General features: G+C 69.7%; 8 protein-coding genes. 6 read left to right on the top strand and 2 right to left on the bottom strand.

The genetic code is table 11. The features are described 5' to 3' along the window. Nucleotides 1-124 precede the first annotated feature (124 nt). A complete protein-coding gene (locus tag ACIBU0_RS02210) occupies nucleotides 125-2,485 on the bottom strand; it encodes a xyloglucanase (RefSeq protein WP_398810315.1) in 2,361 nt (786 codons plus the stop codon). 782 nt (nucleotides 2,486-3,267) lie between these two features. Here ACIBU0_RS02210 and ACIBU0_RS02205 point away from each other — a divergent pair. The 3 genes from ACIBU0_RS02205 (at nucleotide 3,268) to ACIBU0_RS02195 (ending at nucleotide 7,765) form a co-directional block, all read left to right on the top strand. Further along, nucleotides 3,268-4,650 (top strand): condensation protein, encoded by a 1,383-nt coding sequence (locus ACIBU0_RS02205; protein WP_398810312.1) that lies wholly within the window; start codon nucleotides 3,268-3,270, stop codon nucleotides 4,648-4,650. 320 nt (nucleotides 4,651-4,970) lie between these two features. Next, nucleotides 4,971-5,678, top strand: coding sequence for a hypothetical protein (locus tag ACIBU0_RS02200; RefSeq protein ID WP_398810309.1), 708 nt, complete (start codon nucleotides 4,971-4,973; stop codon nucleotides 5,676-5,678). Nucleotides 5,679-5,686: 8 nt separating this feature from the next. Then, complete coding sequence (locus ACIBU0_RS02195) at nucleotides 5,687-7,765, top strand: glycosyltransferase (RefSeq protein WP_398810306.1); 2,079 nt, start codon at nucleotides 5,687-5,689, stop codon at nucleotides 7,763-7,765. Nucleotides 7,766-7,802: 37 nt separating this feature from the next. On the opposite strand, the gene ACIBU0_RS02190 is transcribed toward ACIBU0_RS02195, so the two are convergent. Beyond that, on the bottom strand, nucleotides 7,803-10,034 hold the full coding sequence (locus ACIBU0_RS02190) for an alpha-L-fucosidase (RefSeq protein WP_398810303.1): 2,232 nt from the start codon (nucleotides 10,032-10,034) through the stop codon (nucleotides 7,803-7,805). 434 nt (nucleotides 10,035-10,468) lie between these two features. Between ACIBU0_RS02190 and ACIBU0_RS02185 the strand changes: the two genes are divergently transcribed. The 3 genes from ACIBU0_RS02185 to ACIBU0_RS02175 are packed head-to-tail and all read left to right on the top strand — an operon-like array spanning nucleotide 10,469 to nucleotide 14,189. Continuing rightward, on the top strand, nucleotides 10,469-11,530 hold the full coding sequence (locus ACIBU0_RS02185; protein ID WP_398810300.1) for a sugar ABC transporter substrate-binding protein: 1,062 nt from the start codon (nucleotides 10,469-10,471) through the stop codon (nucleotides 11,528-11,530). A gap of 45 nt (nucleotides 11,531-11,575) precedes the next feature. Beyond that, complete coding sequence (locus ACIBU0_RS02180; protein ID WP_398810297.1) at nucleotides 11,576-13,141, top strand: sugar ABC transporter ATP-binding protein; 1,566 nt, start codon at nucleotides 11,576-11,578, stop codon at nucleotides 13,139-13,141. A gap of 4 nt (nucleotides 13,142-13,145) precedes the next feature. Next, nucleotides 13,146-14,189 (top strand): ABC transporter permease, encoded by a 1,044-nt coding sequence (locus ACIBU0_RS02175; protein ID WP_398811730.1) that lies wholly within the window; start codon nucleotides 13,146-13,148, stop codon nucleotides 14,187-14,189. Nucleotides 14,190-14,236: the final 47 nt, after the last annotated feature.

The following is a 14,236-nucleotide window of genomic DNA, read 5'->3' as shown; positions in this document are numbered from 1 at the left end:
ATGTGTGCTGAGTGGGGGGATCACACAGGAGAGGAGAAGTCGGTCGTCCTGCCGTGGCGGCAGGGCCACGTCGGTCTCCCCTTCGGGACGGCGGGTGCGGAGCGGGGTGGCCGGGAGGCGAACCTCACTCGGGGTCGCCGTAGATGACTCCGCGTCCGTTCGTCCCGAAGTAGACGCGACCGTAGATCCGGGGGTCTCCGGTCATGGTGTTGCCGGTCCAGGCGTACTGGTGCAGGTCGTCGTTGATGCGGATCCAGGTCCGGCCCGCGTCGTCGGACCGGAAGATGCCGCGCACGCCGTGGATCTTGGAGCTGGTGTAGACGGCGGGGTACGAGGCGCCGGGGGCGGCCTTGCCGAATCCGACGACGTCGCCCTGGTCCACCGCTTCGAACCTGGTGAACGACGTTCCGGAGTCGGTCGACCGCCACAGCCCGTAGGGCGTGGGGGTGGTGGGCTTGGTGGTGCCGCCGGCCAGCCAGATGTCGCCCTCGTGGCCCGGTACCGGCTTGAACCGGACGTTCCCGGCGGTGGGCAGACCGGTTGCCGCCGTGGCCTTGAAACTCTTTCCGCCGTCCGTGCTGAGGTAGAAGACGCCGGAGCCGTAGGCGTAGAACTTCGCGGGGTTCACCCGGTCGGAGCGCACCGAAACCCCGGCCGGCAGCCCCTCCGACACGGTCCAGGTGGCTCCGTGGTCGTCGGACCAGCCGGCCCGGGCTCCCGCCGGCGACCAGACGATCCGCCTGCCGTCGGCGCTGATGGCGACCGCCTGGTCGTCGATTCCGGGCCCGGTGACGCCGGACGGCTCACTGCCCGACGGCTTCCAGGTGTCGCCGCTGTCGGTGGAGATGGCGAAGTGCTGGGTCCAGCCACTGGTGGGGTTGCCGACCCGCACGATGGTGTGGGGTGCCAACTCCGCGTAGTCCAGGGCAGGCGTGGCGCCGAAGGTCGGGCTGTCGTACATCTTCGGCGCCTTGTGGAAGTCCGTGTGCCGGAAGCCGCCGACGTCGCCCACGCCGGAGAAGAGGTGTGCGCGACCGGCGGGTGGGCTGATCACGCAGCCGACCGAGCACTCCTCCAGGCCCTGGGCCCGCACGGAGAGGTGCACCGTGCCGCCGCTGTCCCAGTCGGTCAGGTTGTCGGCGCCGTAGATCGTCGCGCCGGTGCCGTACATGAAGTGGTCGGAGTCGAAGGGGTCGATCTGGACGGACTCCATCATCCAGCCCAGCTTCGGTGCGATCTCGGGCAGCGACGGCGAGGCGTTCCAGGTCAGCCAGGGGGCGGCGGAGATGTCGATGTCGTAGCGCAGGGTGCGCTCGGAATTCGGGCCCAGGTCCCACGCGGGGGTCCAGCTCGCGCCGCCGTCGGTGGAGCGGAAGAGGATGCAGTCGGGGTACCACTTGACCTGGGTGGACACCATCAGGGTGTCCGGGTTCTGCCGGTCGATGGTCAGGCCGCTGTAACCGTACTTGTTGTCGTCGCTGGTGGACGGGACCGGGCTGATCCGGGTCCAGGTGTCGGTGGCGGTGTCCAGCTTCCACACGTCGCCCTTGTTCCCGTCGTAAGGGCCGGCGGTGTCGCTGGTCGCCAGGTACAGGTAGCCGCCGACGTGGTCGAAGACCGCGTGGTGCGGGATGAATCCGGTGGGCTGGCCGGGGACGCGTTCCCAGGTCGCTCCCGCGTCGGTCGACCGGTACAGGATGTTGTCCTTGTCGGCGACGGTGACGTAGAGGGTCCGGGTGGCCTTCCCAGGTCTGCCTGTGCGCTTGTCGAAGACGACCTGCAGCACGCCCAGGTTGTCGCCGTTGTAGCCGTCGGGGTCGGTGGGGTCGATGACGAAGTTGCCCGGGTTGGGGAAGCCGGCCACCTTCGCGAAGGTCTTGCCGTGGTCGGTGCTGCGCCACAGCCCGTGGCCTCCGCGCACGCCCAGGTAGAGGATCTTGTTGCGGTTGGGGTCGATCACCAGCCGCTCGCCGATGCCCCGGCCGGGCATGTTGCCGCCGAGCCGGAACGGCAGGGGAGTGGTCTTCCAGGTGCGGCCGCGGTCGGTCGAGCGCAGGATCGCCGCCATGCTCGGGTCCCACTCGGGCATGGTGTAGGTGCCCGCCGCCAGGTAGACGCGGTCGGGGTCGACCTCGTCGGTGGCGATGCTGATGATGCCGGTGTGTCCGTACTCGTCCCAGCCGATCCAGTCGGTGAGGGGGATCCACCGTCTGGACTTCGTGTCGAGGCGGTAGGCGCCGCCGATGTCGGTGCGGGCGTACACCAGTCCGGGCTCGCTCTGGTTGAAGACGATGCCGGTGACGAAGCCGCCGCCGACTATCTCGGCGTTGCGGAAGGTGTAGGGCGTGTGCCGGACCTTCCCGGCCGCGTGGGCTGATGCGGCGGAGGCGGCGGAGGCGGCGGAGGGGGCGAGCAGGGGGAGTGCGGCCGTGGCCGCGCCGGCGGTCAGCAGGCCTCGGCGGGAGAGGTGCGGGGCATGGGTCATGACGGGTTCTCGCCTTTCGGGTGCGGGTCCGTACGGGGCCGGCGCGCAAGCAGCGGTCCGGTCGGCCGGCTCCGGAAGGCGATACCGCAGGCCTTGTCCAGATGAGGAGGTCCGCAGGACGGCTCGGCGGTTCAGCTCAAGGCTCATGTCGTTGCGGCCCTTCTTGTGCGTGGAGCCGACCGGCGGGCGGGCCGACGCTGCGTCGTCCGGTGGTCTGATGTCGGCAGGGCGGGAGCAATCCGACCCGAGTCGACGCGCTTCGACGTTTCGATGACACTAAGGCCGTGTTTCCGGGGGCGACAACGGTCCGGTAAGGTCACTTTTCGGTAACAGGCACGGCCGGGGGTGAGGGCGCACCTCGCCCTCCATACGGCTTCGCCCCAGGTGAGCTGGCTTTCTGGGTGAGGCTTCAGCGGGCACGTCAATGCCGGAAGAGCTGCACGCGACAGCCGAGCCAGCTGTGATTGATGCGCGACTTGGCGCCACGCCAACGTCGAAGCGCTTCGACAAGGTGCGACTGGCACACGGTCAGCGCACCGATGCCGGCGGAGGTGACCGGGGTGCAGGATCTGCGTCTCGTTCTGCGGGGCGGTGTCCACCTGGCCGCGATCGCCGGCGGGACGCGATAAGGAGCGGTAGGGCGCGGTAAGGAGCGGCAGGGCGGGGGGCAAGAAGGCGGTTCGCCGCCGCGTTCCACACTTTCCGACCATTGACGCACGTGGCCCGCGTGGATCTATCCTCTGCCTGAACGTCGTCCGTACCGGAGGAGGGCCGGGGCGGGTATGCGACACACCGCACGCCATGACGTCGTCTTCGTCGCCGGCACCGCCGGAGAGCATGAACTGACCTGGTCGCAGAAGACCCATGAGCGCGAAGGGTGCCGCCCCCATCTCCACGGACCCCGCAACAGGAACGTACGGATGGGGCGGGCACTGGACGGCCGACCCGACATGGCCGCGGTGCTGCATGCCTTCGCCGCGGTCATGGCTCACTTCGAGGCGCTGCGCACGCTGTATCCACGTGACGCGGACAGGCACCCGCGCGCGGTCGTCGTGGCTTCCGGTGTGCTCCAGGTCGACGAGTACGCCTCCGACGCCCCGCCGACCTACGACGAGCTGAGCGCCTTCACCCTCCGCCTGGCCGAGCCCGGATTCGCCCCGGACGACCTGCCGTTGCGGGCCGCCGTCATCACCGTGGACGGCAGGCCCGTCCACATCGCGCTGTCCTTGCACCACTTCTCGGCGGACACGACGGGCGCCCGGATCGCCGCCGAGCACATAGCCCGGCTGGCCGCCGATCCGGGCGCCGACCTCGGCTCGGGGTGGCAGCCGCGGCAGATCGCGAGCTTCGAAGCCAGTCCCTCGGGGCTGCGGCACGCCCATCGTGTCGACACCCATGACCGGGCCATGCTGCGTCGGTCCGCCATGCCCGAACTCCAGGCGCCCCCGGGCCACGCCGCCGCCGTCTACAACTTCGTATGCCTCGACTCCACGGCGGTCGCCCTCGCGGCCGCCGGTCTGGCGAAGCAGTACCGGACATCCGCGGCCGCCGTTCTGCAAGCCGCCTACGCGTGCACGCTCGCCGAGCACCTCGGCATCGGCACCTGTGTGTTCAACACCGTGATGCCCAACCGGCAGACCGTCTTCGCCCGCGACGCGGTGGCCCATATCGCCGGCAGGGCCCTCGTCCCGGTCGACACGTCCCTGGGCAGCGACCGGTTCCCGGCGCTGTGCCGAGCCGTCGACGCGGCACTCGTCAGATCCTCTGCCGTCAGCCTGCGAGAGCCCGACCGCTACGCCAGATCCCTGGACGAGGTCTCCGCCGAACTGGGCCGCTCCGCACACAACCCGTATGTCGTCAACATCCGCCCCATAGCGCCCCGCACACTGATTCGGGCTCGCGCGGACAGCGCACCGCAGAACCTCGACCGAGCCATGGCATCCAGCCGTTACCGACGATTCCCCAAACCTGTCGACGCGTACTCCGGAAACCTCTCCTTCGATGTGTGGGGCATGTCCGAGACGGCCGGAATCAGTCTCGGGACGGATGCGACGTCGTTCGACGCGACGGATCTCGAACAGATCCTGCGGTCCTTCGAGAGACGGCTGGTCGGGACCGCGATCGGCGGTCACGCCGCACGGAGCGGCTCCTTCGCCGGCGCCTAGAGATGCGGCGGAGCGCGGATGGCCGACGTCGCGATCACTCACGACGCCGGGTGTGCTGCTTGATGCGAGCGGTTGCCTCTCTGACCGGAGCGGCCGGTGAGCCGATGAGCCCGTCGTGCGGTGTCGCCGTCGGCTGCCTTGCCGCTCTCCGTGCCGCGATCGATCGTGAGCCGCCCGGCACAGCAGGTGTCCCGCGTCCCACTTTCGGATGGTCGGAGTCCGGCCTGTCGGCGGGGGTGGTCCCGCTGGTCGGGGGAGTGAGCGGCTATGGACGCCGCGATGGGATGGAGGTGCGGGTCAAGACCGGGAGGAGCAGGTGAATGAGTACAGTCGGGCCCAAGTCGCGGGACAGCGCGGTCGTTGTCTCCGGGGACTCCGATGTCGCTGGCAAGACGACGTGGAACAGCGGGCGAGGTGCGATCTTCCTGCCCAACCTCGGTGACACGCACCGGCGTTGCCAGACCGGGACGCCGGACGGCCGCCGGCTGTCCAATGCCCGGCTCCAGGCGTGCAACGACGCCCAGGGCAACGCCGTACGGGCGCCGGAGTACCTGGCACCCCCGCGCACGGTCCCGGTCTGCGGCGTCTCGGATGCCGCCACCGGCACCCTCCAACTGGTCGGCTCCGGCAAGTCCGAGGCGCGGCTGTTCCTCAGGCGCGGCGACACCTGGACCTACGTCACCGACACCACCCGCGCCACCGCCGCCGCACTGCGCGCCGCCCCCGTCCTGACGCAGCACCATCTTCAGCGCACCGAGCAGGCGCTGATCGTGGACGGAAGCCGCCAGGACATGTCCATCCCCCGCTCCTCCGCCTGCGGATTCGGTGGCTCCCCCGGAGCGCAGGACCGTCCGGTCATCGCCTGCAACCCCGGTGCCGTCAACGGCGTCGGGCTGACCCCCACCACCTACCTCGCCCCCAAGCAGTGGAGCCCGGTCGTGGGCGGCAAGGACATCCTCGCCGAGGCGGTGACCAAGGCGTACGCCAAGGTCGGCTCCCCCGGCTCCGCAGGCTCCCCCGGCAAGTGACGAGACCCGTGAAGATCACCTTTCTGCTGCACAACGCCTACGCCGTCGGTGGCACCGTCCGAGCCACCGCCAACGTCGCCGCCGCACTCGCGGCACATCACGAGGTGGAGATCGTCTCCTACTACCGGACCGCCGACCGGATGCCGCTCGGAGTGGCGGAGGGGGTGAGGACGCGGGCGCTGGTGGACCTGCGTCCCGCCGCCAGGCGGACGGCCGTCGAGGCGGCGGATCTGCGATCGCCGGGCATCGTGTGCCCGCACGATTCCGTACACGCCGGCTGGACACCGCCCAGCCGGCTCGGCGAGACGCGCCTTGCCGCGTACCTGCGCAGCACCGACGCGGACGTGGTGATCGCGACGCGCCCGTACCTCGTCTGCTTCCTGGCCGAGCACGGCCGTACCGACCACCTGCGCGTCGGCCAGGAGTACGCGGGTCGTGACGCGCACGGGCCCGCGCTGCTGAGCGACCTGGACACGGCCGTCGCCCGCCTCGATGGCTACATCACCCTGTCCCAGGCCGACGAGCGCGCCCACCGTACGGCGCTCGCCGACGTGCGGACGCGGGTGACGAGCATCCCGGTCTGCTGCCCCGAGCCGGATGCCGAGCCCTCCAGTGGCGAGTCGAGGATCGTACTCGCCGCCGGGCGGCTGACACCGGCGAAGCGCTACGACCGTCTCGTGGACGCGTTCGCCAAGGTGGCGGCCGTGCACCCGGACTGGAGTCTGCGGATCTACGGACGCGGCCGGGAGCACCACCGGCTGCGTCACCGCATCGAGGAACTCGGCCTGTACAACAACGTCCTCCTCATGGGCGCTCGCACTCCCCTGCACCCCGAGTGGGCCAAGGGCGCTCTCGCCGTGGTGCCGAGCAGCGGCGAACCGTCCGGCATGTCCGTCGTGGAGGCCATGAGCTGCGGGCTCCCGGTGGTGAGCACCGACTGCGACCACGCGCCCCGCGAGATCATCACGCACGGCCAGGACGGTCTCCTGGTCCCGGACGACGGCCCGGTCGAGGACGCGCTCGCCGACGCGCTGTGCCGTCTGATCGAGAACGACGCCGAGCGCGGACGGATGGCCGCGGCGGCCCGGCGGAACGCCGAGCGCTTCCGGCCGGAGCACATCGCCGCCCAGTACGAGGCCCTGTTCACCGCCCTTCGGCCCGGGCACGGCAGCCGGTCGTCGTCGAAGCCCACGGCCGGTACGGGGCGGCGAAGTCGGCTGCTGCGCCTGGCGGTTGCCCGACTCGGTCAGCCGGTCACCGTCGGCTGCCGGGTGCTGCCGGGAGGCTCGCTCGCCTTTCAGCTGCCCGCCGACCAACCCGCGGCCGCCGGCTGGAAGCTGGTCCTGCACCCCCGTACCCACACCGTCGCCGAGACTCCGCACCTGCCGCTCGAACAACCCGGCACGGGCGGCGACGGCCGCGTGCGGGCCGTCCTCGACACACGTCACTGGGAACTCGCCGAGGGCGACTTCGACGTACTCCTCCAACGCGGCGGCGGCAGCCGGTCACGGCCGGTCCGGGCAGGGCTCATCGAGACCGCGCGCCTCCTGGATCCCGCGGCCCTCCGGCCGGCGGACGGGGGAGTGCGGACATGGATCCCGTACGCGACCGAGGACGGGCATCTCGCTGTGCGCGCCTGGCTCCGGCCCGCGCATGCCGAGGTCACGTCCGTCCGAGTCGACGACGAGGCGATCCGGTTGAGGGGCTCGCTCCATGGAAGGACGGCACGGGCGCACCACTATCGCTTCGTGGCCCGGCTCCGGGCGGACGGCGGCCACCTCATCGACGCCCCATGTCCTGTCGATCCGTACGGCGACTTCGACATCACCCTGCCGGTCGACGTGGTCGCGGACCTCCACCCCGGAGGAGAGGTGCTGTGGGACCTGCGCCTGAGCGCGTACGGCGGCCCGGAGATCCGCCCGGCGATGGTGACCGGGGACCTCGTCGACCGCCAGGACGTGAGCGTGTTCCCCGTCGTCCGGAGCGTGGGCCGCGGCGGCGAGGTGTCGCTGCGGCCCCGGCTGACACGTGATCACGACTTGGTGCTGCGGACCGCCGATGGGCGGGGAGGCGCTGCGGAGGCGTAGGGGACCACGCCGCCGCAGCGCTCGCACGGCCCCAGGGTCAGAGGGCCGTGAAGGTCCACAGCAGGTTGGTGCTGCTGCCGTCGGTCCACTGCTTGGTGACGGAGCCCGAGGAGACGTTGCCGCCGCCGTCGAGGACCAGGCCGGTGGTGCGGTTGGCGATCGAGTAGCTGTCGCCGCCCCGGTGGGTGATCTTCCACTGCTGGTTGGTGCCGCCGTTCCAGGGGGCCTGTCGGGCCGGCGAGCCGTTGTCGGTGGCGCCCCAGCCGTCGGCGACCATGCCGTTCGTGCGGTTGACCAGCCGGTAGTAGCCGCCGGAGACCGCCTCGGCGTGCCACTGCAGGTTGTTGCTGCCGTCCCAGGTCCACTGCTTGAGGTTGGACCCGGAGGCGACGTTTCCGCCGCTGTCCAGGGCGAGGCCGTTGGTGACGTTGCTGATCCGGAAGTACGTCGCCGGGTTGAACTGGACCCTCAGCGAGGTGATCTGGTCGTTGTTGCCGGTGACCCTGAGGTCGGGGTTGTCGGCGGTGAAGGTCCAGGCGGTGCCGGTGAAGTTGTCTCCGGAGTAGCCGATCACCTGGTAGCCGGGGGCCGGCCGGAGGGAGGAGAGGGTGGCCGCTCCGAGCCCGATCGCGGTCAGGCCGGCCGCGGTGTGGTCGCCGACGGGGAGCAGGGCGTAGTCGCCGGTGTAGTTGACGTCCTTGAAACCGATGGCGCCGACGAGCGGCCGCAGGCCCGGGATCGTGCCGGAGAACGAGAGCTTCAGGACGTAGGCGTTCGCGCTGTACGGCGCGGACGACGGCAGGGTGACGGTGAGGCCGGAGGAGCTCTGTGTCGGCGTGGGCAGGTCGATGTAGGTGCCGGCGGTGGAGCCGAGGAGCTTGACCGAGGTCAGCGACGAGAGGTTGATCCGGTCCGAGGTGAGGGTCTTGATCGTCAGCGAACTGCCGGGCCAGCCCAGGACGGTGGCGTACAGGACGTTGCCCGCCTTGTTGCGGGTGAAGCGGATGTCCTGTGCCGTGCCGGCGTGCGGGGTGGTGAAGGAGCCGCCGCCCATCTTCGTCGGGCCCTCGCCGTACGCCGTCCAGGCGCGGGTCGCGTACAGCGACTCGCCGAAGCGCTTCAGGTGGTCCCCGATGCCCAGCAGGATGTCCTTCTGCGCCTGCGGGATGGTGCCGTCGGCCATCGGCGCGATGTTCAGCAGCATGTTGCCGTTCTTGCTGACCCGGTCGATGAGCGAGTGCAGCATCTGCTGGATCGTGTAGTAGCCGATGCCCTGGGTGTAGCACCAGCTGGAGCTGGAGATGCTGTCGTCGGTCAGCCAGTACGGGCTGGTGATGTCGGCCGGGCCGCCGCGCTCGTAGTCGAAGACCTCGCCCTTGCCGTTCATGCCGTCCTTGTACGTGGCGACGACCTCACGGCCCCAGCCGTTGGCCTGGTTGTAGTAGTACGCCAGGAAATTGAGGCGCTGCTGCTCGTCGACGGCGCGCAGATTGAAGTCCTGCCACAGGATGTCGGGCTGGGCCCGGTCGACGACCTCCTTGAGCTTGTCGAACCAGAGCTGGTTCTCCGCGGCCGACCCCAACTGCCCGTACAGCTTCTTCAGGCTGGGGTCCGTCTGGGCGGGGGCGAACTCGTAGAAGCCGGTGAAGTTGTACGCGTGGTGCATGGCAACCAGCAGCTTGAGGCCCTTGGCGCGGATGGCCGTGGAGAAGAGCTTCAGCAGGTCGAGGCCCGGGCCCTTCTTCACCGAGTTCCACTCGTTGGCCTGGCTGTCCCACATGGAGAAGCCGTCGTGGTGCTCGGCGACCGGACCCGCGAACCTGGCACCGGCGTCGACGAACAGCTGCACCCACTCGTCGGGGTCGAACTTCCCGCCGGCCGACTTCAGCTTCGGCGCGAACTTCACGAAGTTGCCCGCCAGGTCCTGGGCGCCGTTGATGAAGTTGTGGTACGGCCACGCCGACGGCTGGCCGTAGGTCGCGATGTGGTGCTGGTTGGCGCCGTCCCCGGCGCGGTACATGTTGCGCGGGTACCACTCGTTGCCGAAGGCGGGAACGCTGAAGACGCCCCAGTGGAAGTAGATCCCGAACTTCGCGTCCTGGAACCACTCCGGGGCCGGCGGGTGCTGGTCGACCGAGTTCCAGTCGGGCGTGTACGTGCTGGGCGCCGCCTGGGCGACGTTCGCGCCGAAGAGACCTCCGGCAACGGCGGCCGCGGCAACGAAGGTTGCACCGGCGAGGAAGTGGCGTCTGTTGATCGAACTCGACATGGAGACATCCCTGAGGCAGGAGGGGACAGGGGGGTGCAGGGCGCCGCTTGTTACGCATGAAGGTCCGCCATGTCTCCGTGGGATGTCAACTGGCGTGCAGGGATGAAAAGCGCTCTGCAGCTTGGTAGTTGACTCCAGTTGCCGATGGTCTGGTGCGATTTGTGACCAGCGAAACATGGAATGTCTGTTGAGGTCTCGTGGCCGATTGGAACTGTCCGTCGGCGGTGATTGATGGGATGGATCTCGCGCCCTCGCGGTGTTCTGCCTCCATCCCGGACCGGCTGTGACCTGGGTTTTCAGCTTGAATGAAGCAAGAGGCTGGACAGCGCGCCGGTGACGCGCCTATAAACATCCCATCTCTACAGTCTCGGCGATGCGCAGATGTCGTCGAGGCGAAACATCTCCCGCTACGGGACCGGCGCGAGGAAGCACCGATGAGACTCAGAACCGCCCTCTGTTCAGCCGTCTCCACCCTGTCCGCACTGGCGCTGCTCAGCGCGTGCGGCAGCGGCTCCACCACTGCGGCGTCGAGCGACACGCCTCTGGTCGGCGTCGACTACCCGCGCTCCGACACCGACTTCTGGAACTCGTACATCAAGTACACGCCCCAGTACGCCAAGGAGCTGGGGCTGGAGCTGAAGACCACCAACTCGCAGAACGACGTCGCCAAGCTCACCGCCAACGCACAGACGTTCATCAGCCAGGGCGTGAAGGGCCTCGCCATGGCGCCGCAGGACACCGCCGCCATCGCCCCGACCCTCGCGCAGCTGGAGGCGAAGAAGATCCCCGTCGTCACCGTGGACACCCGCCCCGACACGGGCAAGGTGTTCATGGTCGTACGCGCCGACAACCGCGCCTACGGCGAGAAGGCCTGCCAGTACCTGGGCACCAAGCTCGGCGGCAAGGGCAAGGTCGTCATGCTCCAGGGCGGCCTGGACTCCATCAACGGCCGTGACCGCACCGAGGCGTTCAACGACTGCATGAAGAAGAACTACCCGGGCATCAAGGTGTTCGGCGAGGCCACCAACTGGGACGGCGCCGTCGCCGCCCAGAAGCTGCAGACCGACCTGACCGCCCACCCGGACATCAAGGGCATCTACATGCAGTCCAGCTTCGCCCTGTCCGGCACGCTCCAGGTCCTCAAGCAGAAGGGCCTGTTGGTCGGCCCGCAGGACAAGAAGCACGTCTTCGTCGTGTCCAACGACGGCATCCCCGAGGAGCTCAAGGACATCGCCGCCGGGAAGATCGACGCCACCGTGTCCCAGCCGGCCGACCTCTACGCCAAGTACGCCCTGTACTACCTCAAGGCCGCGATCGCCGGAAAGACGTTCAAGCCCGGCAAGACCGACCACGACAGCACGATCATCCAGGTCCGCGACGGCCTGCTGGAGGACCAGCTCTCCGCCCCCCTCGTCACCGCCGACGGCGGCACCTACGGCGGTGTGCCCAGTGTCAAGAGCGACGACAAGTCCCTGTGGGGCAACAACCTCGGCTGACCCCTCACCCGGAATCCGACGGCTCACGAGAACAAGGCGGTTGAGATGAGCGACGGGGAGCGAGCAGCAGTCACCCCCGCGCCCGCCCCGGCGGACGACGGACGGGTCCCCTCGGATCCGCCCGTCGTCGAGGCGACGGGCATAGTCAAACGATTCGGTCCGACGGTGGCCCTGAACGGCGCCCGGATCACCATCAGGCCCGGTGAGACCCACGCGCTCGTCGGCCGCAACGGAGCCGGCAAGTCGACCCTGGTGTCGGTCCTCACCGGCCTGCAGGCCCCCGACGAGGGAACGGTGACCTTCGGCGGCGAGCCGGCCCCCCGGCTCAGCGACCGCGACGCCTGGCGCCGGCGCGTGGCCTGCGTCTACCAGAAGTCGACGATCATCCCCACGCTGACCGTCGCCGAGAACCTCTTCCTGAACCGGCACGACCACGGACGAGGGCGGCTCATCAGCTGGCAGGCCACCCGCCGCCGCGCACAGGAGCTGCTGTCGACCTGGTCGGTGGACGTCGACCCGCAGACCCCGGCCGGCGATCTGAGCGTCGAACAGCGGCAGTTCGTCGAGATCGCCCGCGCACTGTCCTTCGGGGCGCGGTTCATCATCCTCGACGAGCCGACCGCCCAACTCGACGGGGCGGCCATCAACCGCCTCTTCGACCGCATCCGCGACCTGCAACGCCAGGGCGTCACCTTCCTGTTCATCAGCCACCACCTCCAGGAGATCTACGAGATCTGCGACATGGTGACGGTGTTCCGCGACGCCCGGCACATCGTGACCGCGCCGGTCGCGGAACTGGGCCGCGCCGACCTGGTCGCCGCCATGACCGGCGAGGCGGCGGCCGACCGGCGCGAGGACCGGGCGAGCACCGTCGACCACGGCGCCACGGCCGCACTCAGCATCCGCGCGCTGCGGGGCGACGAGTACGACGACGTGACCTTCCAGGTCGGAGCCGGCGAGATCGTCGGCCTCGCGGGCGCCGCCGGCAGCGGGCGCACCGAGGTCGCCGAGACCGTCGTGGGGCTGCGGGCGGCAGTGGCGGGTGACGTGGAGATCGCCGGGACGCGGCCCCGGCCGGGCAGCGTGCCCGCCGCGCTCGCCGCCGGCGCCGGGTTCGTCCCCCAGGACCGGCACCACCAGGGCTTCGTTCCCGACATGTCGATCGCGGACAACGCCACCCTGTCCGTACCCAAGCGGCTCGGCGCCAACGGATTCCTCAGCCGGGGCCGCCGGGACCGGCTCGCCGAGGGCATGATCGAGAAACTCGCGATCAAGACTCCCGGCCCCGAACTGCCCGTCTCCGCACTGTCCGGAGGCAACCAGCAGAAGGTCGTCATGGCCCGCGCCCTGGCCGACGACCCGAAGCTGCTGGTCCTGATCAACCCGACCGCGGGCGTGGACGTGCGCTCCAAGGAGTTCCTCCTCGGCAAGGTCGAGGAGACCGCGCGGACCGGCGCCGGAGTGCTCATCGCCTCCGACGAACTCGACGACCTGCGCATGTGCGACCGGGTCCTGGTGATGTTCCAGGGCCGTGTGACCTCTCAGATCGCCCGCGGCTGGCACGACCACGACCTCGTGGCCGCGATGGAAGGAGTGGACCTGCATGCCTGAAGTGATGCCTGAAACCGTCCTCGCGGACACCGCCGCGGCCAAGGGCACGGAGCCGCAGCCCAAGCGGACCGCGCTGCTCGGCGGCCGCATCCCCCTGGCCCGGCTGCGCGACCTCGCGCTCGTCCCGGCCATCGTGGTCATCGCGATCGTCGGACAGATCGTCAACCCGGTCTTCCTGCAGGCCGACAACCTCATCAACGTCCTGCAGACCATGTCCGAGATGGCCCTGCTGGTCCTCGCCCAGACGCTGGTCCTGATCGTCAAGAAGATGGACCTGTCCCTGGAGTCCACCATGGGCCTCGCGCCCGGCGTGGCGGCCTGGCTGGTGGTGCCGGCGGGCGCGGGCCACGGACTCGGACTGCTCCCCGGCGCCTGGGCCATCCCGGTGACCCTCGCTGTGGGCGCCCTCGTCGGCGTGATCAACGCCCTGCTGATCATCCGCTTCGGCCTCAACGGCTTCATCGTCACGCTCGGCATGCTGATCGTGCTGCGCGGTGTCCTCACCGGTATCTCCGGCGGCCAGACCTTCTTCCAGCTGCCCGAGTCGATGCTCTACCTCGGCACCACCGAATGGTTCGGGATGCCGGCCTCCATCTGGATCTGCCTGGTGCTGTTCGCCGCCGCGATCGTGGTGCTCGGCTGGACCAGCTTCGGCCGCTCGCTGTACGCCATCGGCGGCAACGTCGACGCCGCGAAGGCGGCCGGCATCCGCACCGACCGGGTGCTGTGGATCGTCATCGTCACCGGCAGCGTGCTCGCCGCCCTCGCCGGACTGATGCTCTCCGGACGCCTGGCCTCCGTCGCCTCGGCCCAGGGCAACGGCTACATCTTCACCGTCTTCGCCGCGGCCGTCATCGGCGGGATCAGCCTGAACGGCGGCAAGGGCACCATGTTCGGCGCGTTCTGCGGCATCCTGCTGCTCTTCATGATCCAGAACGTGCTCACGCTCGCGGGCGTGCCCGCTCAGTGGATCGGCGCCCTCAACGGCCTGATCATCCTGGTCGCCCTCGCCATCTCCCGCATCACGGGCGGCAAGGTCCAGGAGTGACCCGGGCGGCCCCACCGGCCGCCCGACCTCCGCCGCGTTCACGTCTC

Source organism: Streptomyces sp. NPDC049627, from assembly GCF_044465645.1.
In the GTDB taxonomy this organism is placed as follows: domain Bacteria; phylum Actinomycetota; class Actinomycetes; order Streptomycetales; family Streptomycetaceae; genus Streptomyces.
This window is presented reverse-complemented; position numbering and strand designations above follow the sequence as displayed.

Coding starts and splice junctions, on each gene's coding strand:
- ACIBU0_RS02210 (WP_398810315.1), bottom strand. CDS start 2,485: ATGACCCATGCCCCGCACCTCTCCCGCCGAGGCCTGCTGACCGCCGGC.
- ACIBU0_RS02205 (WP_398810312.1), top strand. CDS start 3,268: ATGCGACACACCGCACGCCATGACGTCGTCTTCGTCGCCGGCACCGCC.
- ACIBU0_RS02200 (WP_398810309.1), top strand. CDS start 4,971: ATGAGTACAGTCGGGCCCAAGTCGCGGGACAGCGCGGTCGTTGTCTCC.
- ACIBU0_RS02190 (WP_398810303.1), bottom strand. CDS start 10,034: ATGTCGAGTTCGATCAACAGACGCCACTTCCTCGCCGGTGCAACCTTC.
- ACIBU0_RS02185 (WP_398810300.1), top strand. CDS start 10,469: ATGAGACTCAGAACCGCCCTCTGTTCAGCCGTCTCCACCCTGTCCGCA.
- ACIBU0_RS02180 (WP_398810297.1), top strand. CDS start 11,576: ATGAGCGACGGGGAGCGAGCAGCAGTCACCCCCGCGCCCGCCCCGGCG.
- ACIBU0_RS02175 (WP_398811730.1), top strand. CDS start 13,146: ATGCCTGAAACCGTCCTCGCGGACACCGCCGCGGCCAAGGGCACGGAG.